The organism is Superficieibacter sp. HKU1 (genome assembly GCF_029319185.1).
Taxonomy (GTDB): domain Bacteria; phylum Pseudomonadota; class Gammaproteobacteria; order Enterobacterales; family Enterobacteriaceae; genus Superficieibacter.
In genome coordinates this window covers 1350422-1376566 of the sequence record NZ_CP119754.1, presented here as the reverse complement: position 1 = coordinate 1376566, position 26145 = coordinate 1350422, and the positions used below count along the sequence as shown (strand labels likewise).

Sequence of the window (26145 nt, the reverse complement as noted above, 5' to 3'; positions counted from 1 at the left end):
AATAGGCTCGTTTTAAGCTGTGTTGCGGGATAACCTGGGATACATTGGGATAAACTTAAAAGCATTAACTTACTGTTATATAAGCAATCACTATCAAGTTATCCCGTTACCCCACTTATCCCAGCCATTTACGCGCGTATAAGGGATTTGTTACTGGCTGGCTTAGTCTTCTTCCACATCCACCAGAACCACAAACCGCTGCTGAGTGCCGTTAATGCTGATAGTGCGACTGTCCAAGCGGCCCTTCTCCTTGCGGACCAGCATCCCAACATCTTCCAGCGCCTCACCTCCCAGTTTCTTCTGGATGCCACACAGGATCTCCGCTTCGAACACAGATGGGATGATGTGGTACTCCTTACGCCCATCCTCCCGGCGGCCGTCAACCAGATACCCGGCAAGGTTCAGGATGCGCTGGGCGTGGGTTTCATCCATATTTCCGTTTACTTTACTTGTGGCATAAGGCTGGAAGCGTGATAGGCCATATCGCTGGATGAAGTCACGGGCTCGCGTAATCACCTGATGCTTTTCACGGTTACCCAGGCCGTAGCTATCCAGCCAGTCGTTAAAGCTCTGGCGAACAGCAGTACTACACTCGCTGGCACTCCACCCTGTAAGGGGCGCTGACAGCGTGGCGGCGGCATCCAGTAGCGCAAAGCGGGTAGCCACACGCTTAACCTGTGGTGACGCCCCTTCTGGCAGGCTGCCTATCCACTCCTCTTCACGCGCATTAACTATCCTGATGGCGGATTCTTTATCTGCTGCCAGAAGCGCGATCCACTCACGTCCGACAGACCCGCAGTAACGTGCTGCCTCACGCTTAATGGCCCGGGAATGTTGATCGCCATCATCCATGCCGTTGAACTCCACCGTATCAACGAATGGCACACTTACCAGGCGCACCAGTTGCCCAGCTTTTGGGCTGAGTCCGCTTTTAAGCATGAAGGTTTCGAAATCCTCTTCACCAGTGCTTAATGCGGCCACTGTCCATCGCAGCACCGCGCGGTTACCGCCCTCTTTGGCTCCCTGAACCTTGCCCACACCGTTAAACAGCGTGTAAGCGCTGGTAGATACCTGCCGTGCGTCACCGCCCTGGCCGATCTCGTCGATTGGCAGGAAACCGTCATTGCGTGATGCGGCCTCGACCGTCATCCCATAGGCGGTGGTAAACCATGAAAGTTTCAGCATGTCGGGCACGCCATAGATGCTCGACGCTGCCTCCACCGTCGTGGTCTTGCCTGCCGATGACTGAGCGAACAGGTGAATGCCGAAGCAGGATCCGCCCGCCAATGAATTAAGCGGGGCAGCAAACGCCACCAGCGCGCCCAGCATCATTGACTGATTGCCTCGCATCAGCGCCGCCACGTTATCACGCCATTGTTTCGCACTGCCACGCACTACATAGCCCGCCACCGCTGATGTGCCACCACTGAACGCAACCGGCATATCAGGAGTGCCGACAATCTCCCCGTCTGGCATGACGTAAGCACCACAGTGCCAGCCAGCGGTCTGCGTGATAGTCCACTGAGTACGCTCGCCATGCCGCTGGAGGTAATCCCCCAGGATATCGAGCAGGGATTTACGGGTTGTGATGTTTACCCCGCGAGATCGCAATCGGGCCCATCCAGCAGGTTGCCCGACCTCACGGCGCGGAACCGCTTCAAACATTACCGCCGCGCTACCCTCAGGACGGAGCCGGATTACCAGATAGCTTTCACGTCCGTCCTGGCCAATCCCTACCGTCGCCAGTTCATCGCACAACCACGTTTCCTTTTCGTCAGTCTCACCGGTGTCCTTGTTGTACTTAGGCTCGATCCAATAAAGACCACCGTGACGTAGATTCACGTATGGTTTTTGCACGTTTGGTTTCTGATTGGCATGAAAGCCGATCGCAATTACTTCCGCTGGCGCAGTCACTTTCTCTCCTTGCGGCAGGTATAGCGAGTCGTTAAAAGCGGCGATGGCGTTCGCCAGCCCGTGCTGCTGGTGGTAGTCGTTCCAGTCGGCCTTGTGGTCACCAGGCGGTAGCGCTACCAGCCCCGTGATGGCAGTAGCGGCTTTCTCAGCGGCATCCTTACCGGCGTTCGGCTCGTCAGACTTAATATCGTTGTCGGCGGCAATGACGATCTGTGCCTGCGTATACCGCTGGCGCATCACCTGCGCCACGGGAAGCAGATTTCCCGCGTCAATGGCAACCACTGCCAGCGCGTCTGGGCGCATCAGGTGAACGGAAAGGACAGTTGCCAACCCTTCGCCGATAATCACCATCTGCGGCGATTGAGTGGGATTAATGACATGATATGCGCCCTTTTTCGCTGAACCGATCAGTAAGCGTTTTTCTCCCCGCTCTGTAATAGTCTGTGCGGCAGCAGCGATGCCAGACTCATTTTCCAGCACCAGTAGCAGGGCACCGTCTGGTAGGATCGGATAAGTAAATCCAGTCAGTCCCTTGCCAGATAGATAAGCACACTCACCAGGCTGTGCTTGAGCCCCCAGCGCCTCGAGTTTCGAGGAGAAGCGGGCAGATTGTGCCGTCTGTTCCTGCGCCTGCTGCTGCGCCAGCACCGCCCGGCGTTCAGCCTGTTTCTGCTGAAGCTGGGAATTATCCTTACCGGGGATGGTATGCAGGGTGTGTACATCAATCCCCAGAGCGTCAGCCACCAGCTGCGCGGCTCGGGTGGCGTCGCAGCTGTTAACCTTCTTCACCAGCTCCAGCCCGTCGCCAGCACCACAGGAGTTACAGAAGTGCGCGCCGCGCCCGTCGTCATCGAAGCGAAAGCGATCCTTGCCACCACAGGCAGGACAGGCCACATGCGCCCGGGGTGAGGCAGGAACATCAATCCCCATCAACGAGAGCACGTCCGGCCAGCGACCAGCTGCTGCGTCAGCTACCTGGCGGATCACATCAATGTTTCGCATCGCCATACCCCACGTTGTCGATATGCGTAGCGATGTAATTCACCAGCATGTTCCATTTGGCAATGCCGTAATCAGAGAGCGTCCAGTCCTCGTTCTGCCATAGTTCGAGTTCGGCCAGAGTAGTCAGCTTCCACGACTCTTTGTGTACCAGCTTCATAACCGGTAACAGATAGGCATCAATCAGAGCGCCGACATCTGAGGGTTTCAGCGGCGTATCCACTGTGCGCCCCTCTGGCGTAGTGATTATCATCGATTCGGTACCTGACAAAGCCACATTTTCGACCCACACAGCACCGCAAAGCCTTGCTATGCGTTCCGCCAACTGTGAGCTGATCGCATCATCTGCGTGGCTTGATAGCGCTTCGTTTTGCTCTTTCATTTTCATTTCCTCAGTGCGCTATTGGAGCTGGTGGAATGCCTTCTTCCATCAGTGTTTCAATAAACCCATCGTGAAGCATTGTCAGCCCTTCACGCCCCATTTGTGACAATCGCAGCGCCCCGCTATGGGGATCCACTTCGGTCATGCCCTGATACATCTTCACAGCCAGCGGCAGTCCTGTTTCCACGCCATATTTTTCAATTGCCAGCCCCTCGATATGGTTCGCCAGTGAGAACCGTTCTGTCGCCGGGTAAACGCTTAGGCCGCCCTGCTCTCCGGCATAGATCACCGCCCGGTCAACTCCGCCCTCCTCGTTCATCACATCCACAGTGCCGTTTTCCTGCCGCTGCTCACAGATAAACAGGCAGGACACAATCCAGCGCCAGGTGAGCGCTATTTGTTCATCGGTGGGTCTGAACCAGCCACGGTTATGACCAAGCTGAATCTCTGCTGATACGTGCAGACCGTCGCTCAGCGAGGTATCAAAGCGCCCGGTATCAAGCTGACGGATCGCGGTGGTGTAGCCCACCAGCCGGTTATCAAGCCGGATACCATCCGGCGTAGCCTCTATGCTGGTAAAGCCGGGATTCCCCGACTTTTCAGGAAATGACAGAACGTTGCTCATGCCTTGCCCTCCTGGTGTTCACGCATCAAGTAATCAGCCAGCTGGCTCTCTGCGTCTTCCATTGCCTGCGGTACGCCATGCAACAGCGTGAGAACGGAACCGATAAGACGAGGCAAATCGGGATGGGAATTCTTTGTGGTGCTTTCCAGCCACATGGATAAAACAACCTGTGCCTGCTCTACCTGGCAGGTGGCATCATTCAGCTGTAGCCTGTTCATACCTTCGTCTCCTCATCAATAATGGCTATATCAACCAGCGTCAGTACCTTATTCAGCCAGCAATAAATCTCTGCGCCCTTATCATCATCAAGAAGAGGGATTAATTCAGTCATGACGTGCGAAATACCGAGGCGAGCGCGAGTCAGTCTCTCCGCTTTGCGTTCTGCCAGAGTGAAGCTGTCAGGGTATGCATGCTCACGGGATAACATCGCCTCGACATCAATCTCTGCTGGGTGGGGATTGATCAGCCCCGAGCAAGCATCAATGGCGTCAGAAATATCGCAGGGCTCCATGTTCTCGACAGAATGACTGATGGCGATTAGAACGGCAGAAGCCTGTTCAATGGACTTCATAGCAGCCGGAATACGGGATTTATGCGAAGGTTTAAGCATGGGTCACCCCCGGTAGCGCATGACCCTCTAGCAAACTGTGTAAGTCGCGGGCGTACACCTCGAAGAGAGAGATGAGAACGGCCAGGTATTCATCACGGCTATCAGCGTTACCTTTCAGCACTTCATCCATCAACATTGCCAATGAAATGAGCTTGGCTGAATGCCCAGCCGGATCTTGAGGTAGATCGTAGGTCTTAATCATGACACACCCCCTGCATAGAGATGCGGCCAGCAAAGAAGCAGACGTGATCGCGCACCAGAGAACGACGAGCATCACGCTCAGTCTCAGCAGCGACATGGTGGATAATAGGTTTGATTGTCGGACAATCGCGGCGAACAGCGGCGATAATCCAGATGAATTGCGAATTTGGGGTAGGGGTAGTAGCCAACATTTGGCAGCCTCCTTCAGATAGCGGATAACGCTACCACCGGAAACGCCAATTTCACGGGTGGTAGCCCAGACAGGGTTGGCGTAACCGGCTCTGAAGGATACCGGCGCTTCCGAAGAAGCCCCTGCCTGAGCCACCATTGCTCTTGAAAGGCGCTGGATTATACACCAACGCCCAAAAAAAGGTGAGTCAGACCAACGACATAAAAAAAGACGCTTGGCGCGTCATATGTCGCCTTCAGAATTTCCGGGACGCCAATCCCGGTACCAGATTTTGCTGGTACGCTATAAACATAAACCTGGTTAGGGACAAACAGCAAGCCCTTTTTGTGCAGAGGGTGCAAAACTTGATTTAAGGCATTTTTACGCATGGGCTACTCCCATAGTGGCGTTGCCGCTCATAAGGCTGGCGAACGCCTCCATACGCTTAGCCACCTCTCGCACCGCATCTGTAGGGGTCATGCCATTGTTAATCGCTTCCTGGAAGGCGGCCTGCTCAATCTTCTGCATAACGATCAATACGCCCAGTTGCTGCGCATCTGCTAAGCCGCGTTCGCCATCTGACAGGCCAGCAACACGGTTTTCAGCACGCGCCAGATTGATGTAGTGGTGACGCTGCGCGCCCAAAGCTTTCAGACCGTCACGGCTTTCGTGATAACCGGGGAGGTATTCACGGCGTACCGGCTGGGTGGCACGGCGACAGGTGAATGCCTTAGTGACATCCAGCTTGAACTGGTTAATACGCTCAGGGTCACGCCCGCGGATGATACGCAGCAGATAATCGAGCTGGGGCTCATTCAGCAGATAGCTGATCTCAGGGCGCCCGCGCTTTCGACCGGCTTTTCCCGATTTCAAATCGGGTAATTCTTTGAGGGACTGACGGGGCAGCGATCCCAGTTCACGTAATCTGGCCTGGTGCGATTTAATCGTCGCGCCCAGACTTTCATGCTGTATTCCGGCACGCTCGGAAATGACGCGGGAATCAATGCGCGGCTCGGACTTATGATTAATTAAAATGTCATTCTGGCTGGCTGCAGGGTGAGCGAGGCCCTGACCGGCTAAGGTCATATTATTTTTCATCATCATTTTCCTTATTCGGCGGCGTTGTCCGGGTACAGGTTCAGAATGCCTTCAACGTCCATCTGGTTGAGGGGCTGGTGACCTTTAGATACTGCGATGGTATTAACGAGGGCGATCACCTTCTGCACGTCTGAGCGCTTAATAAAGCGGTAACGGTAATGGCTACCGATTCCATCAGGGTTAGGCTCGTCGATACGTTCAAAATGAATATCGAGGCAACGCTCCAGCTCTGTAAGGTAGTTCCGGCCAGAGGACAGGCGGCAGTAAAGCAGGATCTCGTTCTCAGTGATGCCGGTTGTGCCAGAACGCAGGATAAGAACGCGCGCTTTATGCTTCTTGGACACTGGCTTTGCTGCGACCTGCTGGTTATTATGAGCACCAGCAATACTTAAATGCGCAGCGGTTCCGGTTTGTTCAGTATGACGCTCGGTGGCACGGGCGTTTTTTATTTTCATCACGCCACCTCACCACGTGATTCAGCGATACGCTGTTTGATCCACTCATCGATTTCACTTTCAATAAAAGCAATTGATCGCTCACCTATTTTTACAGGCTTTGGGAAGCGACCTTGCGATATCAGCTTATAAATCCAAGACTTACCGTAGGTGGTACGGTTAAGTACTTCAGACATTCGTATTAAGTTAACAGCCATATATCCCCTGATGTATGTTAGGCGTCATATGTGGACACCATTGGAACTCAGGGAATAGGATGACAAAACGACGGAAATTTGCATTGCATGCAAAATCAAAATTCAGAAAACAAAATTAACCGTTTGATTTAAATGATTTATTTGCGTATGAAAAAGCCCCATTCACGACTCTTTTCCGCAGTCCTGGAATTCCTCTCTCATCTATAGTTGAAGCTAAATCATCTTGAGTCCATTTTTTTGCTTTAGTTGTAACTTCTTTTAATACGGCACCTAACACCTTTACTGCCAACTCTAATGATAATTCTTTATCTGAACTGGAAAGCTTTCTTTCAAATTCAGCCAAGTCTATCGGAGCCATACCAACAATCACCCCCTCTGGTAACTCTCCAGCAGGAAAATAACAGTATTTATTTTTATTCAAAATATGCTCTAGCGATTCAGGTGCTTTATCTGATAATGATTCTGATTCTTCTTTAAACCGCTCGTTAAGGATATAATATTTACCACTCTTACTCTTTAAAAAAACACTATCCAGACTAGTGAGGGTACCAGGGTGTCTCTCGTTATTTATCTCAACCAATTTTTCTATATGAAGCTTTTCAGCACCAATAAGAGGCAACTCATAAACGAACTCTTCCATGATTTCAACATTTCCAACATTACCCCACTTAATTGACATGAGTTCATTCATGAAATAATCGTAGGATAAATATTTTTCATCAGCACCATTTTTCTTAGCTGCTTGTACATAACGTTGGTAATGGTCCATTATGAAATCACTTCGCATTTTTTCAACTTCTTGCTTAGACGCTTTTTCTTTTTTAAAAGCGAAGAGATGAAATTTAAAATCTTTTTCTAAGTCATCGACATACTTACATTCACACTCGGCAACCTCTCTAATATAAAAAAGTTCATTTCGTGGAAATTTTACAGAAAGTATAACTTCTTCATCCAAGGCTAATTCCATTAAGTCTAACGCATTGATATGTTCTTCTAGCGATAAGGATAATCTCTCTGCTGCTTCATTAAGATCAACCCATTTCTTTACTTTTAATATTTTACTTTGTGCCATACGCCACCTCACGCCCTCTGATTATGGCGGCTATGCCAGCCCGCAGAGGTGTACGGATTTTCGGGGATCAGCCTAGACATAGCCTATTCTTTGTTCGTCTAAATAAGTCTACTACGGTATACAGATACTGTCTATTCGTCCAGTCATGAGACTTTGCCAAACGAGCCGTGAACCACATTCTCTCCCTGTACCAGGCAATCCATATAGTCGGCATACCACTGAAGCATCTCCCGGCGGCCATCCAGATACTGAGCATGGTTGTACGTTCCCCGGATAGAGTTTTTATCTACGTGAGCCAATTGCGTTTCAATCCATGCAGTGTTGTAGCCCTGCTCGTGCAAAATGGTGCTCATGGTGTGGCGGAAACCGTGGCCTGTTGCCTTTCCGTCGTAACCAATGCGCTTAATCACCTGGTTAATGCTAGCCTCGCTCATCGGTTTACCTGCGTCGTTCCTGCCAGGGAAGACATATTTCCCGCGTCCGGTAAGCTGGTGTACCTCCTCCAGAAGCTCTTTTACGCGGCTCGTGATCGGAACAATATGTGGTCTCCGCATCTTCATCCGCTCTGCCGGGATATTCCATATGCCCTTCTCGAAATCGATATCAGTCCACTCTGAAACCCTCAACTCGATAGTGCGTAAACCGGTAAGCATTAGCAGATGGGTAGCATTGCGAGTCACCATACTGCCGCTGTAGTCGTCGAGTGCCCGAAGAAATCCAGGAATTTGCTCAAGCAATAGATGAGGATAGTGCTTTTGCTTTGGTGCCTTTAAAGCACTGGCTAGATCCACAACAGGATTATTCTCCGCCCTGCCGGTGATAACTGCATAAGTGAATATCTGACGGCATGCCTGTCTGGTCTTTTTGAGCTTGTCCAGAACGCCTCGTTGTTCCATTTTGCGTAGCACAGCTAACATCTCAGCCGGTTTAATATCGGTAATCGAACGGGTACCGATATACGGGAAGATGTCTTTTTTAAGATATTCCAGGATATCGCTGGCATAACCGACTGACCAGTTAAGACGTTTGTGCTCATGCCATTCCAGCGCCAGGCGTTCGAAACTGTTCGCAACAGCCATAGCCTTTGCCTGTTTATCTGCCTGCTTCTCTTGGCCCGGATCGCCACCAGCAGCAAGCATTCTTTTCGCCTCATCGCGTTTAGCCCTGGCTTCTGCGAGAGTGACAGTCGGATAGACGCCGAACACAACGCGCTTTTCCTTACCACCGATGCGATACTTTAAGCGCCAGCTTTTCGTGCCGTTGGGGAAAATCTCAAGGTACATGCCCCCGCCATCGGAAAGTTTATAAGCCTTTTCTTTTGGCCTTGCGGCCTTGATTTCAGTAGCAGTAAGTTTCATTCGGGGGCATCGACTTTCTTGAACCTAGGAATGCCCCCAATGATGCCCCCATTATGGTGTGGATTTCAATAGACAATAGTAGACCGTGAGATAATGAAATTTATGGCTATAGTACGTATTTACTGGAATTTGTAGACTCTGGTAGACATTGGAAGAAGTGAGAATGGTACGCCCTACAGGATTCGAACCTGTGACCCACGACTTAGAAGGTCGTTGCTCTATCCAACTGAGCTAAGGGCGCACTGAGAAGCGAGATAGCTTCGCGGTAGGTGAAACGCGTGGAATTATACGGTCAATGCCTGCTGAGTCAATGGCTTTACAACCGGATGCTCGGTAAATAAGCGCCCTGCCTGCACCCGCCCGGCAAAAAGTGACGAATATCAAAAACGAAGACTGACAGCACGCCACGCTTCTGACAAAATATAACCATCCCCCTTATGTATTGTGACAGATGGAATCCTTTCTCTGATGGCAGCAACGATTATTGATGGTAAAACGATTGCGCAGCAGGTGCGCTCTGAGGTTGCGGAAAAAGTGAAGGCTCGCATCGCAGCCGGAAAACGCGCTCCGGGTCTGGCCGTGGTGCTGGTCGGCAGTAACCCGGCGTCACAGATTTACGTCGGCAGTAAACGCAAAGCATGTGAAGAAGTGGGCTTTATCTCCCGCTCATACGATCTTCCTGCGACCACCAGTGAAGCGGAGCTGCTTGAGCTTATTGATAAGCTGAACAACGATACCGCGATCGACGGTATTCTGGTACAGCTTCCGCTGCCCGCCGGCATCGATAATGTAAAGGTACTGGAGCGTATTCGTCCGGACAAAGACGTCGATGGGTTTCATCCTTACAACGTTGGCCGGCTGTGCCAGCGCGCGCCGCGTCTGCGTCCCTGCACGCCGCGCGGTATTGTGACGCTGCTGGAGCGTTATAACATTGACACCTACGGTCTGAACGCGGTGGTGATTGGCGCGTCCAATATCGTCGGTCGTCCGATGAGTATGGAGCTGCTGCTGGCTGGCTGCACCACCACGGTGACCCACCGTTTCACCCGCGATCTGCGTCATCACGTTGAACATGCCGATCTGCTGATCGTCGCCGTCGGTAAACCCGGTTTTATTCCCGGCGAGTGGATTAAAAAAGGCGCTATCGTGATTGATGTCGGTATTAACCGTCTGGAAAACGGTAAAGTGGTTGGCGATGTGGTGTTTGAAGACGCCGTCGAACGCGCCTCTTTTATCACGCCGGTTCCGGGCGGCGTGGGCCCGATGACCGTGGCGACGTTGATCGAAAATACATTACAGGCTTGTGAAGAGTATCACGACGTGGAGGTCGCGTAAGATGGCTACATTCTCATTAGGGAAACACCCGCACGTTGAACTGTGCGATCTGCTGAAACTGGAAGGCTGGAGCGAAAGCGGCGCGCAGGCAAAAATTGTCATCGCTGAAGGCCAGGTGACCGTTGATGGCGCGGTAGAAACGCGCAAGCGTTGCAAGATTGTGGCCGGTCAGACCGTCGCTTTTGACGGGCAAAAAGTGACGGTTACTGCCTAAGCCTTTCCTTAAAAGCCCTGAGTCATAAGGGCTCATTATTCGATCCACTTCAAAGAATTACGATTTCCTCTGACTGGCGACGAAATTTCTGTTGCCAGTTTTACTGCGATCTCACACGATAAGTAGAACGTTCTACTAAAACGTTATACTCACATAATAAAAGATCGGGCGCGTAAGGTGCCAACACCGGGGGAAGTCAGCATGAGTCTGATATCAGGGTTTGTAAAATCGCTTTCAAAGCTCTCTATGATTGGTCGCGCATTAATGCTGCCAATTTCACTGTTGCCAGCGGCCGGCTTATTGCTGGCGTTCGGGGACAAGTTCCATCTGCCGCTGATGATGAACGCGGGCGGGGTCATTTTTGATAACCTGCCCATGCTGTTCGCTATTGGTTCGGCCGTGGGACTGGCGTCGGAATCGGGTATCGCAGCGTTGTCAGCGGCAGTCTCGGTCTTCGTTACTAACATCACCATCAGTACCATGCTGTCCATTACGCCGGAAATGGCGTCGCAGGGCGGTAAATATGCGATGGTCGTCGGCATTCCGACACTGCAAATGGGCGTCTTTGGCGGGCTGATCTGCGGGATCCTCGCGGCGTGGTGCTATAACAAATTCCATACCATGCAGCTGCCGGAGTTTCTCGGGTTCTTCTCGGGTAAGCGTTTTGTGGCCATCGCTACCGCGTTTTTGTCGTTTCTTATGGGCCTGCTGCTGCCTTATGTCTGGCAGCATATCCAGGCGGGGATTGATGCCCTGTCGGTCATTGTGAACGGCGATAATCAGGCTGCGTCGACCTTTATTTTTGGGCTTGTCGAGCGCGCGCTGATCCCGCTGGGTCTGCATCATATCTGGTATCCATCGTTCTGGTACTCCTTCGGCGATTACACGACCCAGGCCGGTCAGGTGATCCACGGCGACCAGACTATCTGGTTCAAAATGCTGGAAGATGGCGTAAAATCCTTTAGCAGCGATTCTTATCAGAACGCCGGTAAATTTATGCAGGGTGAGTTCCCGCTGATGCTGTTTGCCCTGCCCGCCGCCTGTCTGGCGATGTATCAGGAGGCGCATACCCGCAACAAAAAAATCGCGGCGGGTATCCTGTTCTCCGCGGGCTTAACCTGCTTTTTGACCGGGATCACCGAGCCGGTCGAATTTACCTTTATTTTTGTCGCGCCGGTGTTGTATGTGTTTAACGCCATCATGGCCGGTCTTTCGTATATGTGCATGTATTTACTCCATGCGCACATCGCAAAATCGTTCTCTGCCGGGCTTATCGACTACATCTCGTTTGGTATACTGCCCTCGTTTAACGGTTATCAGACCAACTTCCTCAATGCGATTATCGTTGGGGTGCCGATGGCGCTGATCTATTACTTCACCTTCCGCTTTGTGATCCGCCGCTTTGATGTTAAAACGCCGGGACGTACGGAAGTCACCGCGGATGCCAGCGCAAAAACAGACGAAGAGCTGGCCTCGGAAATTATCGGTCTGATTGGCGGCGAGCAGAATATCAATTCTGTCGGAGCCTGTATTACCCGCCTGCGCCTGGAAGTGGCGAAAGGCGATATGGTTGATAAAGACGGGCTTAACGGCATAGGCGCGCGCGGTGTGGTCTACGTCGGTGATAAGGGCGTGCAGATTATTTTTGGTGCTCGCGCGCAATTTATCGCACAAACGATGTCGTCGATGATGGGCAAATGATGATAGCCTCGCCTCCTGAGCCGTTTCAGGAGGCCTGGCAGCTGATTTCAGGGAGCAGACTTGAAGAAGGTCAGTATTATTGATGTCGCACGAGAAGCAGGCGTCTCTGTTTCCACCGTTTCTCTGGTGCTGCGTCAGAAAGGGAAAATTTCCAGCGCGACGATCGAAAAGGTCCACGTCGCCATCAACAAGCTGGGCTACGTGCATAACGTGGCGGCGGCCAACCTGCGCGCAAACCGCTCGAATCTGATCGGCCTTATTCTGCGTGACTTCAGCGACAGCTACTCGATCAAAGTGATGGCCAGCATCGTGCAGGAGCTGGAGAAGCAGGGGTTTATGGTGTTTCTCGGTCAGCCGCTCAACGACGGCGAGCATCTGGAACGCTGTCTGCTCTCTTTTAAACAACAGGGTGTGGCGGGCGTTATCTATCTCTCGTCTGACACGATTTCAGCAAAACTGCCCTCGCAAATCCGCCATTGTCCGCTGCCGCTGGTGGTGGTGTCGCAGTCGCTACTGGAGGAAGAGTGCAATCTGGTGATGCGCGACAACCGTCAGGCGGCCACGCTCGCCACGCGCTACCTGATTGAGCGCGGGCATCGCAGCATCGCGTATGTTGGCGGCAAAGAGAACGATCGCATTCGCCAACAACGGCTATTGGGTTTTCGCAGCGCATTGACGCAAAGCGGGATGGTGTATCGCGATGAAGCGGTTGCCGCCTGTAGCGAAGACACCCGCGCCGTCAGTAATGCCACCCGACATTTACTGGAAAATAACAACACCATCACTGCCCTGCTCTGCCATTCGCCGGACGCCATTATCGGTTGTATAAACGGTATTCATCAGGTCGGACGCACGGTAGGTAAAGATGTGTTTCTGACACAGCAGGTGGCGCTGCTGGGATTTGAAGATATGCTGCATGTAAATCTGACCTCGCCCTCCTTTACCTATGTTTCCTCTGCCAGCGAAGAGTCGGGACGCCAGGCCGCAACGCTGATGATCCGTAAAATCAACGAGCCGGAGCTGCTTAATCAGCGCGTTACGCTTTCCGGGCAACTGGTGGTGCGCGAGTCGGCCTGAGATTTTCAGAGTGATGTCCAGCGCGCCTCCTGTACATCTCCGTCTGACAGACGTATAACGGGCAGATTATCACGTTGCGGATAAGCCGTTATGCCAACCATCATTACTCATGCCGCCGTTCCTCTGTGTCTGGGCGCTGGACTGGGGTTACGCATTATCCCGCCGCGTCTGCTGTTCGCCGGGGTGGTACTCGCTATGCTGCCGGATGCAGATGTCCTTTCTTTTCACTTCGGCGTTGCTTACGGCAATGTGTTCGGTCACCGCGGCTTTACCCATTCCCTGCTTTTTGCTTTTGTGGTGCCGCTGCTCTGCGTGCTGGCCGGGCGACGATGGTTTAAGGCCGGACTGGTGCGCTGCTGGTTATTTCTCACCGTATCGCTGCTGTCGCATAGCTTGCTGGATTCGGTCACTACCGGCGGTAAAGGCGTCGGCTGGCTGTGGCCGTGGTCAGATGAACGCTTTTTCGCACCGTGGCAGGTGATTAAGGTCGCGCCGTTCGCGCTGTCACGCTATACCACGCCTTACGGACATCAGGTTATTGTGTCAGAGTTGATGTGGGTGTGGTTGCCGGGTGTGGTGCTGGCAGGGGGGCTGTGGTGGTGGCGCAGACGGTAACGAGGGGTGGTGTAAGCCTGCCTGTTGCGGTGTAAATGCCGGGTGACGGCTTCGCCTTACCCGGCCTACAGTATTCGTGCGCTGAAGGCGGTGTGTTGACTTTTGTAGGCCGGATAAGACGCGCCAGCGTCGCCATCCGGCATGTGTCCCCCGGACTTATTTACGACGCCAAGTGGTTCCCTGCGGACCGTCTTCCAGCACGATACCCATCTCATTAAGGCGATCGCGCGCCGCATCTGCCGCCGCCCAGTCTTTCGCTTTACGGGCATCCAGACGCTGTTGAATCAGGGCTTCGATTTCCGCGACTTCACCATCGTCAGCCTGCGCGCCGCTTTTCAGGAAAGCGTCCGGATCCTGCTCAAGCAGGCCCAGCACGGCGGAGAGCTTACGCAGATGCGCAGCCAGGGCGTTGGCGGCCTGAGCATCTTCCGTTTTCAGACGGTTAACATCGCGCGCCATATCAAACAGCACCGAGTAGGCTTCCGGCGTGTTGAAATCGTCGTTCATCGCCTCGACAAAGCGCGCTTCAAACGCCTCGCCACCTGCGGCGGCAACCGATGCGTCCGTTCCGCGCAGCGCAGTATACAGGCGCTCCAGCGCCGAACGCGCCTGCTTGAGGTTCTCTTCGCTGTAGTTAAGCTGGCTACGGTAGTGGCCGGACATCAGGAAGTAACGCACGGTTTCGGCGTCGTAATACTTCAGCACGTCGCGCACGGTAAAGAAGTTGCCGAGCGATTTCGACATCTTCTCGCGGTCAACCATCACCATCCCGGAGTGCATCCAGTAGTTAACGTATTCGCCGTCATGGGCGCAGGTCGACTGAGCGATTTCATTTTCATGATGCGGGAACATCAGATCCGACCCACCGCCGTGGATATCAAAATGCGACCCCAGCTGCTTGCAGTTCATCGCCGAGCACTCGATGTGCCAGCCCGGACGCCCTTCGCCCCACGGCGAGGTCCAGCTTGGCTCACCCGGTTTGGACATTTTCCACAGCACGAAGTCCATCGGATTACGCTTTACGTCAGCGATTTCAACGCGTGCGCCCGCCTGGAGCTGATCCAGATCCTGACGCGACAGCTTGCCGTAATCCGCATCGGTTTCGACGGAGAACATGACGTCGCCGTTATCCGCCACGTAAGCGTGGCCGCGCTGGATCAGGCGCTCGACGATTTCAATGATTTCGTGAATATGCTGGGTGGCGCGCGGTTCGCTGTCCGGGCGCAGGATATTCAGCGCGTCGAAATCGGTGTGCATTTCCTTCACCATCCGGTCAACGAGCGCGACAAAACTCTCGCCGTTTTCATTAGCGCGTTTGATGATTTTGTCGTCAATATCGGTGATGTTACGCACGTATTTCAGCTTAAAACCTAAAAAACGCAGATAGCGTGCGACCACGTCGAAAGCGACAAACGTACGTCCATGGCCGATGTGACAGAGATCGTAAACGGTGATACCACACACGTACATGCCCACTTCCCCGGCATGAATAGGTTTAAATTCCTCTTTTTGGCGCGTCAGAGTATTAAAAATTTTTAACATCGAAGATTCCATGTAGTAGACGTGTATGGATCGTAAAGGCCGTATGATACCTATAATTTGGCGATGAAGCAGCACACTTTGCGGGATGATCGAACCCCTCGCTTATGCTATAACATGCCTCTGGCTGTGACCCGCTGTCGGGTCAACGCACTACTATAACGGAACAGGATGCAAAAATGGTTACATTCCACACTAATCACGGCGATATCGTAATCAAAACCTTTGATGACAAAGCGCCTGAAACAGTTAAAAATTTCCTGGACTACTGCCGCGAAGGTTTCTATAACAACACCATTTTCCACCGTGTAATCAACGGTTTTATGATTCAGGGTGGCGGTTTTGAACCTGGTATGCGTCAGAAAGAAACCAAAGAAGCGATCAAAAACGAAGCCAACAACGGTCTGAAAAACACCCGTGGCACGCTGGCGATGGCCCGTACTCAGGCTCCGCACTCTGCAACGGCTCAGTTCTTTATTAACGTCGCGGATAACGACTTCCTGAACTTCTCCGGCGAAAGCCTGCAGGGCTGGGGCTACTGTGTCTTTGCTGAAGTGGTTGAAGGCATGGACGTGGTTGAGAAAATCAAAGGCGTCTCCACTGGCCGCAGCGGTATGCATCAGGACGTGCCGAAAGAAGACGTGATCATTGAAAGCGTGGACGTTAGCGAGTAATTGGTGGCAACACTTTTTATCGCAGATCTGCACTTATGTACCGAAGAACCGGCGATCACCGCCGGTTTTCTGCGTTTTTTAGCAGGTGATGCCCGCGAAGCCGACGCGCTTTATATTCTCGGCGATCTGTTTGAAGCGTGGATTGGCGATGACGACCCGGTGCCGCTGCATCGCGAAATCGCCGCGGCGATCAAACCACTGGTTGATTCCGGCGTACCCTGCTATTTCATTCACGGCAACCGCGATTTCCTGCTCGGCAAGCGCTTTGCCCGCGAAAGCGGCATGATCCTGCTGGCGGAAGAAAAAGTCCTCAATCTGTATGGCCGCAAGGTGTTGATCCTGCACGGCGACACGCTGTGTACCGACGACGCGGGCTATCTGGCGTTTCGGGCCAAAGTTCACCAGCCCTGGCTGCAAAAACTGTTTCTGGCCCTTCCTCTGTTTGTGCGCCAGCGGATCGCCGCGAAAATGCGCGCCAACAGCAAGGCGGCAAACTCCACCAAATCGCTGGAGATCATGGACGTTAATCCGCAGGCGGTGGTCAAGGCGATGGAACGCCATCGCGTACAGTGGATGATCCACGGTCATACGCATCGCCCCGCCGTTCATCACCTTACGGCGAATGATGAGCCTGCGTGTCGCGTGGTGTTAGGTGCCTGGCACTGTGAAGGATCGATGGTAAAAGTGACGCCGGAGGGCGTTGAGTTAATCCACTTCCCTTTTAGCTAATCTCGCTTTTAAAATCGGCTTATTACGATGTAATAGAAAAAGTCTCTCTCTATTATCGCTTTCGCTCGTCGTATGAAAAGCGTATGCTTTTACTTATTGCATAAGGAGGTGCGATCGTGCGAGAGAATTCAGCGTTTACACTTGGTTATCTTATTTGCGCTATTTTTGTTTTTATCGTTTATATTGCCGCCAATTACTATCCTGTTTACGCCTACTATGGCTCATCATTTTATCTACTTGTTTTATTCAGCTACCTTTTAAACACTGTTTTTATCACATCGCTCGTTGCGGTAGCAGCGATGCCCCGCTTTCGCAAAACCTCCTTTGTGGTACTCCTGATTGCAGGTATTGTGATGTTGCCTTTTAGCACGCTAATGCTATACGGACTCCTGCGCAGAAACGCGCAGCTGCGTTTCCGTAACCTGACGGAGTGGAAAGGTTCGGCCAGTAGCCCGCAGGTTACCACCCAGTGTTGCTATGCCACGAAAACACCGTTCATCGGTGGTTGTACCCTCTTCAGTTTTGGCGTGGTCAATTTTTTCACGCCCACCAGTATCCTCGGGTTTTTCGCTGCGCCCATTGGATTTATTATTTTGGTGAATATAATTCGCTTGCGTAATAAAATATCGCTTGGATTTGATTCTGGAAAACTCATCATCACACCAACATTCTTTTCTGATACCTATAGTATTCCGCTCACCGATAGTTTCTTCCACGCGGACTCTTTTTCTGTTACCCCTCGCCACTTTAACGTTCTTCTTTACAAAGAACTTGAGTTGACCTTGCACATTCTGCCTGACAAACGATTTAAAATAGGCTTCGATGATTATTCAATAATTATTGAACAGGGAAATGAAATAACCGAGGAAGACTTTCTTACCGTCATGACGGCGATGCGTGAGAAAGCAGGGATAGCTGAAGTAAGCGATACAATATACTTGTCTGGTGCAGGCTGACATCCATAACGATACGCCTTGCCATCACGACGCAACCGTTTTCCTTGCCGTTTTTCCATGCTATTCTTTGTGGCCTTAGCAGTCTGTGCAGCACACCCACAGGAGTTTTCAGACGCATGTCTTCCCGCAATAACCCGGCGCGTGTCGCCATCGTGATGGGGTCCAAAAGCGACTGGGCTACCATGCAGTTCGCCGCCGAAATCTTCGAAATGCTCAATGTCCCGCACCATGTTGAAGTTGTCTCCGCCCACCGCACCCCCGATAAGCTGTTTAGCTTTGCCGAAAGCGCAGAGGAGAACGGCTATCAGGTGATTATTGCGGGCGCGGGCGGTGCGGCGCACCTGCCGGGGATGATCGCGGCAAAAACGCTGGTGCCGGTGCTGGGTGTGCCGGTACAGAGCGCGGCATTAAGCGGCGTCGACAGCCTCTACTCGATTGTCCAGATGCCGCGCGGCATTCCGGTGGGTACGCTGGCGATTGGTAAAGCAGGCGCAGCGAATGCGGCTCTGCTGGCGGCGCAAATTCTTGCGCAGCATGATGCCGAACTGCATCAGCGTCTGGTCGAGTGGCGTAAGGCGCAGACCGACGAGGTGCTGGAGAATCCGGACCCGCGGGGTGCGGCATGAAGCAGGTTTGTATTCTGGGCAACGGTCAGCTTGGCCGCATGCTGCGTCAGGCCGGTGAGCCGCTGGGCATCGCGGTATGGCCGGTCGGGCTGGATGCCGAGCCGGAGGCGGTGCCGTTCGCGCAAAGCGTGATCACCGCTGAAATCGAACGCTGGCCGGAGACCGCCCTGACCCGCGAACTGGCGCGTCATCCGGCGTTTGTGAATCGCGACGTGTTTCCGGTTATCGCCGACCGCCTGACGCAAAAACAGCTGTTCGATAAACTTGGTCTGGCGACCGCGCCGTGGCAGCTGCTGGCGAATCGCGACGAATGGCCGGAGGTTTTTGCCCGTCTCGGCGAGCTGGCAATCGTTAAGCGCCGGGTCGGCGGTTATGATGGGCGCGGGCAGTGGCGTTTACGCGCGGCAGAGACGGCACAGTTACCGGATGATTGCTACGGCGAATGCATCGTTGAGCAGGGCATTAACTTTAGCGGCGAAGTGTCGCTGGTCGGCGCCCGCGGGCACGACGGGGCCACGGTGTTTTATCCGCTGACGCATAACCTGCATCAGGACGGTATTTTACGCACCAGCGTGGCGTTTCCCCGCGCGAATGCTGAGCAGCAGGCGCAGGCGGAAACCATGCTTTCCGCCATCCTTCACGAACTGAATTATGTCGGCGTGATGGCGATGGAATGTTTTGTTACGCCAGGCGGGTTGCTGATCAACGAACTGGCTCCGCGCGTGCACAACAGCGGCCACTGGACGCAGAACGGCGCGTCCATCAGTCAGTTCGAACTGCACTTACGGGCGATCACCGATCTGCCGCTACCGCAGCCGGTGATTAATAGTCCGTCGGTGATGGTGAATTTGATTGGCACCGATCTGAATTACGCCTGGCTGAAGCTGCCGCTGGTCCATCTGCACTGGTACGACAAAGAGGTGCGCCCGGGCCGTAAGGTAGGGCATCTTAATCTTAATGATAGCGATACGGATCGCCTCAGCGCTACCCTGGAAGCGTTGATGCCGCTATTACCGCCAGAGTATGCCAGCGGGTTGACCTGGGCACAGGGGAAACTGGCGTAAGGCAGGTTGCCCTCCATGCCCGGCGGCGCTTCGCTTGCGCGGGCCTACGGTCAACGTAACCCGCTGATTACAAAAACGTTGTAGGCCGGGTAAGGCGAAGCCGCCACCCGGCAAAAGTCGTTACCCACCATGCCCGGCGGCGCTGCGCTTGCGATTGGGGTGACCGATAATGAGCAGCTACCCTGGAGCCATTGGTTTTTTGCCCCGCTCGCTCTGCCAGCCGCTGATTGACCAGCAGGCGCTGGTGAGTTGCACCATTCCTTCCATGCGTCCGCCGTCTCCGCTGAGCCTGGCCTGGCATACTCACCATTGTGGTAAAGCCGTCACCGATATTGTCAGGCTGTTTCAGCAGCGCCAGCCGGAGATCAGTGGATTTTTGACCACGCTGGAGGGTTAAGATGGTGAAAAATCAAATTGCCACCGCCGGAGGAGCGTAGAATGGAGGGATAATATGTTTAAGGTGTTTGATTCATGATGCAAGAACTCCAGCTGCGCGCCCTTCTCGCCGCGGATACTCCCCTGATTGACGTGCGCGCGCCCGTTGAATTCCAGCGCAGCGCGATGCCTTCGGCGCGTAATTTACCGTTAATGTTTGATAATGAACGTGCCGCGGTCGGCACGACCTATAAACGCGACGGAGCGGAAGCCGCGCTGAAACTGGGTCATCGACTGGTCAGTGGCGAAACGCGTGCGCAACGCATTGCAGGCTGGATTGACGCCGCTCAACGTGCGCCGCAGGGCTATCTGTGCTGCGCACGGGGCGGGCAACGTTCGCATATCGTACAGCAGTGGCTGCGCGATAACGGCGTCGAGTACCCGCTGATCCCCGGCGGTTATAAGGCGCTGCGTCAGGCGGCTATGCAGGCAACGGAAGAGCTTGTACAGCATCCGATAGTGCTGGTTGGCGGCTGTACCGGCAATGGCAAAACGCAGCATGTGCGCGATCATGCCCGCGGGATCGATCTTGAAGGGCTGGCCCACCACCGCGGCTCTTCTTTTGGGCGCACCGTGCAGGCGCAGCATTTTCAGGCAACGTTTGAAAATCATCTGGCGGTGGCGCTGCTAAAAAAAGCGCAGCAGGAACCGGTGCGCTGGGTGCTGGAAGATGAAGGCCAGATGATTGGCGCAAACCATCTGCCGGAGTGCCTGCGGCTGCGGATGCAGGTTGCGCCGGTAGTGGTGGTAGACGATCCGTTTGAACTGCGCCTGGAGCGGCTGCGGGAGGAGTATTTTACCCGAATGTATCATGACTTCACCCAGGCATATGGTGAAGAACAGGGCTGGCAGGAATACAGCGACTATCTGCATCACGGCCTGTTTGCCATCCGCCGCCGTCTCGGGCTGCAACGCTTTGCCGAGTTGACGGCGCAACTGGAACTCGCCCTTGCCAGCCAGCGTGAAAGCGGCAGCACCGACGCCCACTTCCGCTGGCTGGTGCCGCTGCTTGAAGAATATTACGACCCGATGTACCGCTATCAGCTGGAGAAAAAGGCGGAAAAGATTGTGTTCAGGGGAAATGGACCGGAAGTGGCGGAGTGGCTGGCGGCGTGGTGAAACGCCGCTTACTGCATCGGGTATTAGCCTGAAAGGTATGGCGGTGATTATTTTGGCCGCGGTTAATGGTACTTAACAGTACCGGAGTGCTATATGCCGTGCTGTTTTGCCAGCCATTGACTAGCCGTTATAGTTGCAATTCCCTTACGGTTTTAGTTTTTTTCGGTATTCATTGTGGCGTAACTGAGAACATTTAAATACGTTTTGGCCGTGTTGCGAGGAAGACAACCGCCGCACCGATAGCGACGATGAGCGTGTCTTCAATCAAGCCACTTCTGGTCTGCCCAATTTCTGCCATGGCTTTTTTGCGTGCCGCTAGTGTGACATAGGCAAGTGGCACAGCAGCAGAGATAGCGATCGCAGCCCCGGTTTTTTCTTCTCCCGAGGGTGCTAACGCGGCACCCGCAATTCCTGCGCTGGCTACACGTGCTGATAAGCCCAAAAATACGGTGCGATCCGGCGCTGACTTCATCTTATCGCCAAACAGCTCACCTGCCCCCATCGCTAACGCGCCATATTTGAATAGCGGAAGGTCCAGCAGCATGAGCCTGCCCGGTGTGTCGCGTCTGGCAAGGCGCGCTGCAGCGAGAGCCGCCATCGGCGTCATAGAGCGGCAACTGGCGACAACGCCAATCAACGCGGAATAAACAAACTTACTTATTTTCATTATTTATCTCCCGGATAAATAGAGTTTTATTATTTTTTAAGTTTTCAGGGGTGTAAGCCAGGCACTCCCGATTTATTAGCGCATCAACATGTCCACGTTATTCAAACGCTTTTCCTCCGAGCACTGAGTTGCATCTTGCAGTGCCTTAAGCATCTTTTGCAGGCTGTGCGCTTCTTGCTTTATCAGTACAATGAGAACGTTGACCAGGGCGCGGCCTCCTGGGCAAATTTCCACTGCAATAGTCAGTATAGATGAAAGGTCTGAAACAGCAGAAAGGACGGAATTGGGAGGCGCACGAATGTGAACCGCACCTGATTGCCGGGCCAGACCCTGGCGTAACGCATCCTGGACTGTGACCGTCAATACCAGCAGCTACGTGCTTACTACATTAACTGGTCCCTATAGACAATTCTGGCCTGTAGCGCTCTGTAAGCAGTTCTGCGTAAAAGTTAATAACAGGGGTTTTGGCCTGGATTATTAATTTTGCTTCTCTTACCTTATTTATTATTACTGCGGCTCAATTATTAAGAATAAAAACAAAAGAACCAGAAAAAAGCTGGAAATAGTTTATCCACACTATCAACCATTAATAAAATTAAAGTCCCCCCCGTAAAATTGAGATGTTTTATTTCTCGTAGACGAGAATTTACATGTTATGATATAATATGGCAGAAAAACATGCAGGTTATTAACCTGTTAGTAATGTAAATAAATTATCCAGGAGACTGTTCCAGTGGGACGTAAATGGGCCAATATTGTTGCTAAAAAAACGGCTAAAGACGGTGCAACGTCTAATATATATGCAAAATTCGGTGTAGAAATCTATGCTGCGGCTAAACAAGGTGAACCAGACCCGGAATCAAACTCAGCGTTAAAATTCGTTATTGAACGTGCGAAACAGGCACAAGTTCCAAAGCACGTTATTGATAAAGCCATTGATAAAGCTAAAGGCGGCGGAGATGAAACGTTCGTACAAGGGCGTTATGAAGGCTTCGGACCAGGCGGTTCAATGCTTATCGTTGAAACGTTAACTTCAAATGTTAACCGTACCATTGCTAACGTTCGCATGATTTTCAATAAAAAAGGCGGGAATATTGGAGCGGCTGGTGCTGTCAGCTATATGTTTGACAACACCGGGGTGATTGTATTTAAAGGAACAGATCCCGACCATATTTTTGAAATTTTGCTTGAAGCTGAAGTTGAAGTTCGTGATGTGACCGAAGAAGAAGGTAACATCGTTATTTATACCGAACCGACAGACCTTCATAAAGGAATTGCCGCTCTGAAAGCAGCTGGAATTACTGAATTCTCGACAACAGAATTAGAAATGATCGCTCAATCAGAAATTGAACTTTCACCAGAAGATTTAGAAATCTTTGAAGGCCTTGTTGATGCCCTTGAAGATGACGATGATGTTCAAAAAGTATATCACAACGTTGCCAATCTCTAATTAAAAATATATTTAGCCTGATATATTGATTATAAAAATAGGAAGAGAAAATGGCGTGCAAGTTTGCGACAGTACCCAGCCCAGATTGCTGACAAACGTCATACCGTGGAATTGTGCCTGGCGGCGCTTCGCTTGCACAGGCCTACGGTTTAAGAATAACCTGTTGATATTGATGGTTTTACAGGCCGGGTAAGGCGAAGCCGCTACCCGGCATAGCAGTGCATACAGTAGACAACGGCTTTGTCATCAACCTCAGGCAGTACGCCGCCCCTTTCTGATTAGCGTCAATAGCTGGCCGAATCACCTTTTCGGCCAGCTGATTGCTTTAACGCCGTTCCCGCTTATCCGCCCGCTGCGCCAGCCAGTCGCCGAGCATCTGGACAATCTGCACCAGGACGATCAGCGCCACCACGGTGACAATCATGACTTCGGTTTCATAGCGGTAGTAGCCGTAGCGGATCGCCAGGTCGCCCACGCCGCCGCCGCCGACAATCCCGGCCATCGCCGAGTAGCCGATCAGGCTCACCAGGGTAATGGTCAGGCCGCGCAGCAGCCCGGCGCTGGCTTCCGGCAGCAGCACGGTGCAGATGATGCGCATCGGACTGGCGCCAAACGCTTCCGCCGCTTCAATAATCCCTTTGTCCACTTCGCGCAGCGCGCTGTCCACCAGGCGGGCATAAAAGGCAATTGCCGCCACCGACAGGGGAACGGAAGCGGCAATCGGCCCGATGGTATTGCCCAGCAGAAATTGGGTGAGCGGCAACAGAAGGACCAGCAGGATCACAAACGGCACCGAACGAATAATATTCACCAGCACCGAACTGAGCAGATAAACAAAACGGTTTTGCCAGAACAGATGACGGTCGGTGACGAAAATTAAAAAGCCGAGCGGCAGGCCGCCGATAATCGCCAGCACCGTCGAAATGCTGAGCATCTGGAAGGTTTCATTAAACGCCAGGGTTAAATCAGGCAACATGTCATCCACGGATCACCTCCACTTGCGCGGTACGTTGACGAATATGCTCCACCGCCGCGTCCACGGCAGCGGGATCATTCGGCGCGGTAAGCTGCACCACCAGAATGCCCAGCGCCCGTTCGGCGATATATTCAATTTTGCCGTGCAGGATATTTACCGCCACGCCGAATTTGACCGCCACCTCAGACAGTACCGGCTGTTCGGCAGAATCGCCGATAAACAGAATTTTCAGCAATTGCCCTGGTAAATGCTGCCGCAACCGCTCAGGCAGATCCAGGTTGAGGGTATGCGAGACCAGTTGCCGGGTAAACGGGTGCTGCGGATGGGCAAACACATCAAACACCTCGCCCTCCTCCACCACTTTTCCGCCAGACATCACCGCCACGCGGTCACAGATCGTCTCGATCACGTCCATTTCATGCGTGATCAGCACGATGGTAATGCCCATTTGCTGACTGATTTGCTTTAACAGGGCGAGGATCGTGGCAGACGTTTCCAGATCCAGCGCCGAGGTAGGTTCGTCGCAAAGCAGCACGTCCGGGTGATTGGCTATCGCCCGGGCAATACCGACGCGCTGTTTTTGCCCGCCGCTGAGCTGCACCGGAAAGCGGTTCGCTTTGTCCGCCAGGCCAACCAGCGCGAGGATCTCCGCCACGCGGGTCGCAATTTTGCTGCGCTCCCAGCCCGCGGCTTTCAGGCTGAAGGCGACGTTTTGCGCCACGGTACGGGTATGCATTAAGTTAAAATGCTGAAAAATCATCCCGATACGTTGACGAGCCTTGCGCAGAGCCTGACCTTCCAGCGCCGAAATCTCCACGCCGTTGATCTTAACGTAGCCCTGACTGGGACGGGTTAATGCGTTCAGCGTACGCAACAGGGTGCTTTTGCCCGCACCGCTGGTGCCGACGATGCCAAAAATTTCACCGGGCGCGATACGTAAACTGACCTCATCCACCGCGCGGGTGGAGGGGCCGCGGCCTGCGGTAAAATCAACGCAGACCTTTTCTATTTCAATCATGCCAAACCTCAGAAATACTCGCCGTTACTGTTTTGCCGCCGTCATCCATTCAGGCTTCTGGAACGCACTGTAAATATTTTTCGGATCGTCAATTACCGCGCGGTAAGCCGGCGATTTGACCACGGTGACAATATCTTTTGCGAAAGGTTTATCCGCATCTTCAGTGCGCACGGCGATGATATTTTTCAGGTTCTCATCAAGATGTTCCTGCTTGATGGCGCTGGAGAGATCCAGCCCGGCCGCCACCGCAAAGTTACCGTTCACCAGTGAGGCGGTCACGCCGTCCAGGGTACGCGGCAGCTGCGCGGCTTCCAGCGGTTTGAATACCAGCCCTTTGGGATTGGTGGCGATATCGCGCTCGGAGGCTTTGGTCGGATCAATATTCGGTTTGATGGTGATCAGATCCAGCGATTGCAGGAAGCGCAGGCCGCGCGCAAGGTTGGTCGGATCGTTAGACAACGTGATCACGTCGCCTTTTTTTAGCTCGTCGAGGCTTTTAATTTTGCGCGAGTAAAAGCCCATTCCGGCGGTCGGCACGCTGATAAGATTGCTCAACTTCAGCCCTTTATCGGCGGTAAATTTGTCGAAATAGAGCGAGTGCTGGAACAGGTTGGCATCAATGCTGCCGTTGGATAGCGCCATATTCGGCTGCACGTAGTCGCTGAACTCGCGCACCACGACTTTATAGCCCTTCTCTTTTAAGGAAGGCGCAATCGCCTGTTTTACCATATCGCCATACGGTCCCGGCGCGACGCCAAAGACGATGGTGTGCGGATCGCTGTTGGCGTGAGCAAACTGTAAGCCGCAGGCCAGCAATAGTGTTCCCGCCGCGATGCGGAGGCTGTGACGCAGTCCCATAATTTCTCCTGG

The 26145-nt window shown here is 53.0% G+C and carries 29 protein-coding genes, 1 tRNA gene and 2 pseudogenes; 13 read left to right on the top strand and 19 right to left on the bottom strand.

From position 1 onward, the window contains the following. Nucleotides 1–162 precede the first annotated feature (162 nt). The 14 genes and pseudogenes from P0H77_RS06625 to P0H77_RS06560 all read right to left on the bottom strand — a co-directional run bounded on the left by P0H77_RS06625 (nucleotide 163) and on the right by P0H77_RS06560 (nucleotide 9321). Nucleotides 163–2916: a DUF927 domain-containing protein gene (locus P0H77_RS06625; protein WP_276164115.1), complete on the bottom strand. Its 2754-nt coding sequence runs from the start codon at nucleotides 2914–2916 to the stop codon at nucleotides 163–165. Then, nucleotides 2903–3166, bottom strand: a complete 264-nt coding sequence (locus P0H77_RS06620; RefSeq protein ID WP_276164114.1) for a hypothetical protein — start codon at nucleotides 3164–3166, stop codon at nucleotides 2903–2905. Before P0H77_RS06620 ends, P0H77_RS06625 begins: the two co-directional genes overlap by 14 nt. Before the next feature lie 139 nt (nucleotides 3167–3305). Continuing rightward, complete coding sequence (locus P0H77_RS06615; protein WP_276165063.1) at nucleotides 3306–3827, bottom strand: hypothetical protein; 522 nt, start codon at nucleotides 3825–3827, stop codon at nucleotides 3306–3308. Between the two features lie 89 nt (nucleotides 3828–3916). Next, the gene (locus tag P0H77_RS06610; RefSeq protein ID WP_276164113.1) at nucleotides 3917–4138 is read right to left on the bottom strand and encodes a hypothetical protein; all 222 of its coding nucleotides are present in this window, start codon (nucleotides 4136–4138) and stop codon (nucleotides 3917–3919) included. Next, the gene (locus P0H77_RS06605; protein ID WP_276164112.1) at nucleotides 4135–4530 is read right to left on the bottom strand and encodes a hypothetical protein; all 396 of its coding nucleotides are present in this window, start codon (nucleotides 4528–4530) and stop codon (nucleotides 4135–4137) included. The genes P0H77_RS06610 and P0H77_RS06605 overlap by 4 nt, the downstream gene beginning before the upstream one ends. Then, nucleotides 4523–4732 (bottom strand): hypothetical protein, encoded by a 210-nt coding sequence (locus P0H77_RS06600; protein ID WP_276165223.1) that lies wholly within the window; start codon nucleotides 4730–4732, stop codon nucleotides 4523–4525. The genes P0H77_RS06605 and P0H77_RS06600 overlap by 8 nt, the downstream gene beginning before the upstream one ends. After that, entirely contained in the window at nucleotides 4725–4922 is a 198-nt protein-coding gene (locus P0H77_RS06595) for a host cell division inhibitor Icd-like protein (RefSeq protein ID WP_276165062.1), read from the bottom strand. The genes P0H77_RS06600 and P0H77_RS06595 overlap by 8 nt, the downstream gene beginning before the upstream one ends. Nucleotides 4923–4957: 35 nt before the next feature. Beyond that, nucleotides 4958–5289: pseudogene (locus P0H77_RS06590) on the bottom strand (ash family protein); the annotation flags it as partial. Beyond that, nucleotides 5282–6004, bottom strand: a complete 723-nt coding sequence (locus P0H77_RS06585) for a hypothetical protein (protein WP_346429444.1) — start codon at nucleotides 6002–6004, stop codon at nucleotides 5282–5284. The gene P0H77_RS06585 and the pseudogene P0H77_RS06590, both read right to left, overlap by 8 nt. A 5-nt stretch (nucleotides 6005–6009) precedes the next feature. After that, complete coding sequence (locus P0H77_RS06580; RefSeq protein WP_276164111.1) at nucleotides 6010–6456, bottom strand: hypothetical protein; 447 nt, start codon at nucleotides 6454–6456, stop codon at nucleotides 6010–6012. Beyond that, the gene (locus P0H77_RS06575) at nucleotides 6453–6650 is read right to left on the bottom strand and encodes an AlpA family transcriptional regulator (protein ID WP_276164110.1); all 198 of its coding nucleotides are present in this window, start codon (nucleotides 6648–6650) and stop codon (nucleotides 6453–6455) included. Before P0H77_RS06575 ends, P0H77_RS06580 begins: the two co-directional genes overlap by 4 nt. 115 nt (nucleotides 6651–6765) lie before the next feature. Continuing rightward, nucleotides 6766–7722: a hypothetical protein gene (locus P0H77_RS06570; RefSeq protein ID WP_276164109.1), complete on the bottom strand. Its 957-nt coding sequence runs from the start codon at nucleotides 7720–7722 to the stop codon at nucleotides 6766–6768. Nucleotides 7723–7865: 143 nt separating this feature from the next. After that, complete coding sequence (locus P0H77_RS06565; protein WP_276164108.1) at nucleotides 7866–9080, bottom strand: tyrosine-type recombinase/integrase; 1215 nt, start codon at nucleotides 9078–9080, stop codon at nucleotides 7866–7868. Nucleotides 9081–9244: 164 nt separating this feature from the next. Beyond that, a tRNA-Arg gene (locus P0H77_RS06560) sits at nucleotides 9245–9321 on the bottom strand. Between the two features lie 227 nt (nucleotides 9322–9548). On the opposite strand from P0H77_RS06560, the gene folD reads away from it, so the two are divergent. The 5 genes from folD (at nucleotide 9549) to P0H77_RS06535 (ending at nucleotide 14022) form a co-directional block, all read left to right on the top strand. Next, nucleotides 9549–10415, top strand: a complete 867-nt coding sequence (gene folD / locus P0H77_RS06555; RefSeq protein ID WP_276164107.1) for a bifunctional methylenetetrahydrofolate dehydrogenase/methenyltetrahydrofolate cyclohydrolase FolD — start codon at nucleotides 9549–9551, stop codon at nucleotides 10413–10415. 1 nt (nucleotide 10416) lies between these two features. After that, nucleotides 10417–10629, top strand: a complete 213-nt coding sequence (ybcJ, locus tag P0H77_RS06550; RefSeq protein WP_176917509.1) for a ribosome-associated protein YbcJ — start codon at nucleotides 10417–10419, stop codon at nucleotides 10627–10629. 201 nt (nucleotides 10630–10830) lie between these two features. Next, nucleotides 10831–12330, top strand: a complete 1500-nt coding sequence (locus P0H77_RS06545; protein WP_276164106.1) for a PTS transporter subunit EIIC — start codon at nucleotides 10831–10833, stop codon at nucleotides 12328–12330. A 60-nt stretch (nucleotides 12331–12390) separates the two neighbouring features. Continuing rightward, complete coding sequence (gene malI, locus P0H77_RS06540) at nucleotides 12391–13407, top strand: Mal regulon transcriptional regulator MalI (protein ID WP_276164105.1); 1017 nt, start codon at nucleotides 12391–12393, stop codon at nucleotides 13405–13407. 90 nt (nucleotides 13408–13497) lie between these two features. Further along, nucleotides 13498–14022, top strand: a complete 525-nt coding sequence (locus P0H77_RS06535) for a metal-dependent hydrolase (protein ID WP_276164104.1) — start codon at nucleotides 13498–13500, stop codon at nucleotides 14020–14022. A gap of 156 nt (nucleotides 14023–14178) precedes the next feature. On the opposite strand, the gene cysS is transcribed toward P0H77_RS06535, so the two are convergent. Then, nucleotides 14179–15564: a cysteine--tRNA ligase gene (gene cysS / locus P0H77_RS06530; protein ID WP_276164103.1), complete on the bottom strand. Its 1386-nt coding sequence runs from the start codon at nucleotides 15562–15564 to the stop codon at nucleotides 14179–14181. A gap of 176 nt (nucleotides 15565–15740) precedes the next feature. Here cysS and ppiB point away from each other — a divergent pair, with 176 nt between their 5' ends. From ppiB to mnmH, 7 genes and pseudogenes are all read left to right on the top strand, one after another. Next, nucleotides 15741–16235, top strand: coding sequence for a peptidylprolyl isomerase B (gene ppiB, locus P0H77_RS06525; protein ID WP_176917503.1), 495 nt, complete (start codon nucleotides 15741–15743; stop codon nucleotides 16233–16235). A gap of 3 nt (nucleotides 16236–16238) precedes the next feature. After that, nucleotides 16239–16964 carry a UDP-2,3-diacylglucosamine diphosphatase gene (lpxH, locus tag P0H77_RS06520; protein WP_276164102.1) on the top strand — a complete coding sequence of 242 codons (726 nt, stop codon included), beginning with the start codon at nucleotides 16239–16241 and terminating at the stop codon, nucleotides 16962–16964. A 116-nt stretch (nucleotides 16965–17080) separates the two neighbouring features. After that, the gene (locus P0H77_RS06515) at nucleotides 17081–17920 is read left to right on the top strand and encodes a hypothetical protein (protein WP_276164101.1); all 840 of its coding nucleotides are present in this window, start codon (nucleotides 17081–17083) and stop codon (nucleotides 17918–17920) included. A gap of 116 nt (nucleotides 17921–18036) precedes the next feature. Further along, nucleotides 18037–18546 carry a 5-(carboxyamino)imidazole ribonucleotide mutase gene (purE, locus tag P0H77_RS06510; RefSeq protein WP_276164100.1) on the top strand — a complete coding sequence of 170 codons (510 nt, stop codon included), beginning with the start codon at nucleotides 18037–18039 and terminating at the stop codon, nucleotides 18544–18546. Beyond that, nucleotides 18543–19610 (top strand): 5-(carboxyamino)imidazole ribonucleotide synthase, encoded by a 1068-nt coding sequence (purK, locus tag P0H77_RS06505; protein ID WP_276164099.1) that lies wholly within the window; start codon nucleotides 18543–18545, stop codon nucleotides 19608–19610. Before purE ends, purK begins: the two co-directional genes overlap by 4 nt. 190 nt (nucleotides 19611–19800) lie before the next feature. Beyond that, nucleotides 19801–20007, top strand: a pseudogene (locus tag P0H77_RS06500) (HTH-type transcriptional activator AllS); the annotation flags it as partial. Nucleotides 20008–20081: 74 nt separating this feature from the next. Next, a complete protein-coding gene (gene mnmH / locus P0H77_RS06495) occupies nucleotides 20082–21164 on the top strand; it encodes a tRNA 2-selenouridine(34) synthase MnmH (RefSeq protein ID WP_276164098.1) in 1083 nt (360 codons plus the stop codon). 193 nt (nucleotides 21165–21357) lie between these two features. On the opposite strand, the gene P0H77_RS06490 is transcribed toward mnmH, so the two are convergent. Continuing rightward, nucleotides 21358–21831: a hypothetical protein gene (locus tag P0H77_RS06490; RefSeq protein ID WP_276164097.1), complete on the bottom strand. Its 474-nt coding sequence runs from the start codon at nucleotides 21829–21831 to the stop codon at nucleotides 21358–21360. Nucleotides 21832–22564: 733 nt separating this feature from the next. On the opposite strand from P0H77_RS06490, the gene P0H77_RS06485 reads away from it, so the two are divergent. After that, nucleotides 22565–23281, top strand: coding sequence for a YebC/PmpR family DNA-binding transcriptional regulator (locus P0H77_RS06485; protein ID WP_276164096.1), 717 nt, complete (start codon nucleotides 22565–22567; stop codon nucleotides 23279–23281). Between the two features lie 325 nt (nucleotides 23282–23606). Here the strand turns inward: P0H77_RS06485 and P0H77_RS06480 are convergent, their stop codons facing one another. From P0H77_RS06480 to P0H77_RS06470, 3 genes are read right to left on the bottom strand one after another with little or no spacing between them, the layout of a single operon-like run. Continuing rightward, complete coding sequence (locus P0H77_RS06480) at nucleotides 23607–24266, bottom strand: methionine ABC transporter permease (protein ID WP_276164095.1); 660 nt, start codon at nucleotides 24264–24266, stop codon at nucleotides 23607–23609. After that, the gene (gene sfbB / locus P0H77_RS06475) at nucleotides 24259–25275 is read right to left on the bottom strand and encodes a virulence-associated ABC transporter ATP-binding protein SfbB (RefSeq protein WP_276164094.1); all 1017 of its coding nucleotides are present in this window, start codon (nucleotides 25273–25275) and stop codon (nucleotides 24259–24261) included. The genes P0H77_RS06480 and sfbB overlap by 8 nt, the downstream gene beginning before the upstream one ends. Before the next feature lie 24 nt (nucleotides 25276–25299). Beyond that, nucleotides 25300–26133, bottom strand: a complete 834-nt coding sequence (locus P0H77_RS06470) for a MetQ/NlpA family ABC transporter substrate-binding protein (RefSeq protein WP_276164093.1) — start codon at nucleotides 26131–26133, stop codon at nucleotides 25300–25302. Nucleotides 26134–26145: the final 12 nt, after the last annotated feature.

What these genes read in the sequence shown, in the direction of transcription:
- P0H77_RS06625 (WP_276164115.1), bottom strand. Translation starts at nt 2,916, where the DNA reads ATGCGAAACATTGATGTGATCCGCCAGGTAGCTGACGCAGCAGCTGGT.
- P0H77_RS06620 (WP_276164114.1), bottom strand. Translation starts at nt 3,166, where the DNA reads ATGATAATCACTACGCCAGAGGGGCGCACAGTGGATACGCCGCTGAAA.
- P0H77_RS06610 (WP_276164113.1), bottom strand. Translation starts at nt 4,138, where the DNA reads ATGAACAGGCTACAGCTGAATGATGCCACCTGCCAGGTAGAGCAGGCA.
- P0H77_RS06605 (WP_276164112.1), bottom strand. Translation starts at nt 4,530, where the DNA reads ATGCTTAAACCTTCGCATAAATCCCGTATTCCGGCTGCTATGAAGTCC.
- P0H77_RS06600 (WP_276165223.1), bottom strand. Translation starts at nt 4,732, where the DNA reads ATGATTAAGACCTACGATCTACCTCAAGATCCGGCTGGGCATTCAGCC.
- P0H77_RS06595 (WP_276165062.1), bottom strand. Translation starts at nt 4,922, where the DNA reads ATGTTGGCTACTACCCCTACCCCAAATTCGCAATTCATCTGGATTATC.
- P0H77_RS06585 (WP_346429444.1), bottom strand. Translation starts at nt 6,004, where the DNA reads ATGATGATGAAAAATAATATGACCTTAGCCGGTCAGGGCCTCGCTCAC.
- P0H77_RS06575 (WP_276164110.1), bottom strand. Translation starts at nt 6,650, where the DNA reads ATGGCTGTTAACTTAATACGAATGTCTGAAGTACTTAACCGTACCACC.
- P0H77_RS06570 (WP_276164109.1), bottom strand. Translation starts at nt 7,722, where the DNA reads ATGGCACAAAGTAAAATATTAAAAGTAAAGAAATGGGTTGATCTTAAT.
- P0H77_RS06565 (WP_276164108.1), bottom strand. Translation starts at nt 9,080, where the DNA reads ATGAAACTTACTGCTACTGAAATCAAGGCCGCAAGGCCAAAAGAAAAG.
- folD (WP_276164107.1), top strand. Translation starts at nt 9,549, where the DNA reads ATGGCAGCAACGATTATTGATGGTAAAACGATTGCGCAGCAGGTGCGC.
- ybcJ (WP_176917509.1), top strand. Translation starts at nt 10,417, where the DNA reads ATGGCTACATTCTCATTAGGGAAACACCCGCACGTTGAACTGTGCGAT.
- P0H77_RS06545 (WP_276164106.1), top strand. Translation starts at nt 10,831, where the DNA reads ATGAGTCTGATATCAGGGTTTGTAAAATCGCTTTCAAAGCTCTCTATG.
- P0H77_RS06535 (WP_276164104.1), top strand. Translation starts at nt 13,498, where the DNA reads ATGCCAACCATCATTACTCATGCCGCCGTTCCTCTGTGTCTGGGCGCT.
- cysS (WP_276164103.1), bottom strand. Translation starts at nt 15,564, where the DNA reads ATGTTAAAAATTTTTAATACTCTGACGCGCCAAAAAGAGGAATTTAAA.
- ppiB (WP_176917503.1), top strand. Translation starts at nt 15,741, where the DNA reads ATGGTTACATTCCACACTAATCACGGCGATATCGTAATCAAAACCTTT.
- purE (WP_276164100.1), top strand. Translation starts at nt 18,037, where the DNA reads ATGTCTTCCCGCAATAACCCGGCGCGTGTCGCCATCGTGATGGGGTCC.
- purK (WP_276164099.1), top strand. Translation starts at nt 18,543, where the DNA reads ATGAAGCAGGTTTGTATTCTGGGCAACGGTCAGCTTGGCCGCATGCTG.
- mnmH (WP_276164098.1), top strand. Translation starts at nt 20,082, where the DNA reads ATGATGCAAGAACTCCAGCTGCGCGCCCTTCTCGCCGCGGATACTCCC.
- P0H77_RS06490 (WP_276164097.1), bottom strand. Translation starts at nt 21,831, where the DNA reads ATGAAAATAAGTAAGTTTGTTTATTCCGCGTTGATTGGCGTTGTCGCC.
- sfbB (WP_276164094.1), bottom strand. Translation starts at nt 25,275, where the DNA reads ATGATTGAAATAGAAAAGGTCTGCGTTGATTTTACCGCAGGCCGCGGC.
- P0H77_RS06470 (WP_276164093.1), bottom strand. Translation starts at nt 26,133, where the DNA reads ATGGGACTGCGTCACAGCCTCCGCATCGCGGCGGGAACACTATTGCTG.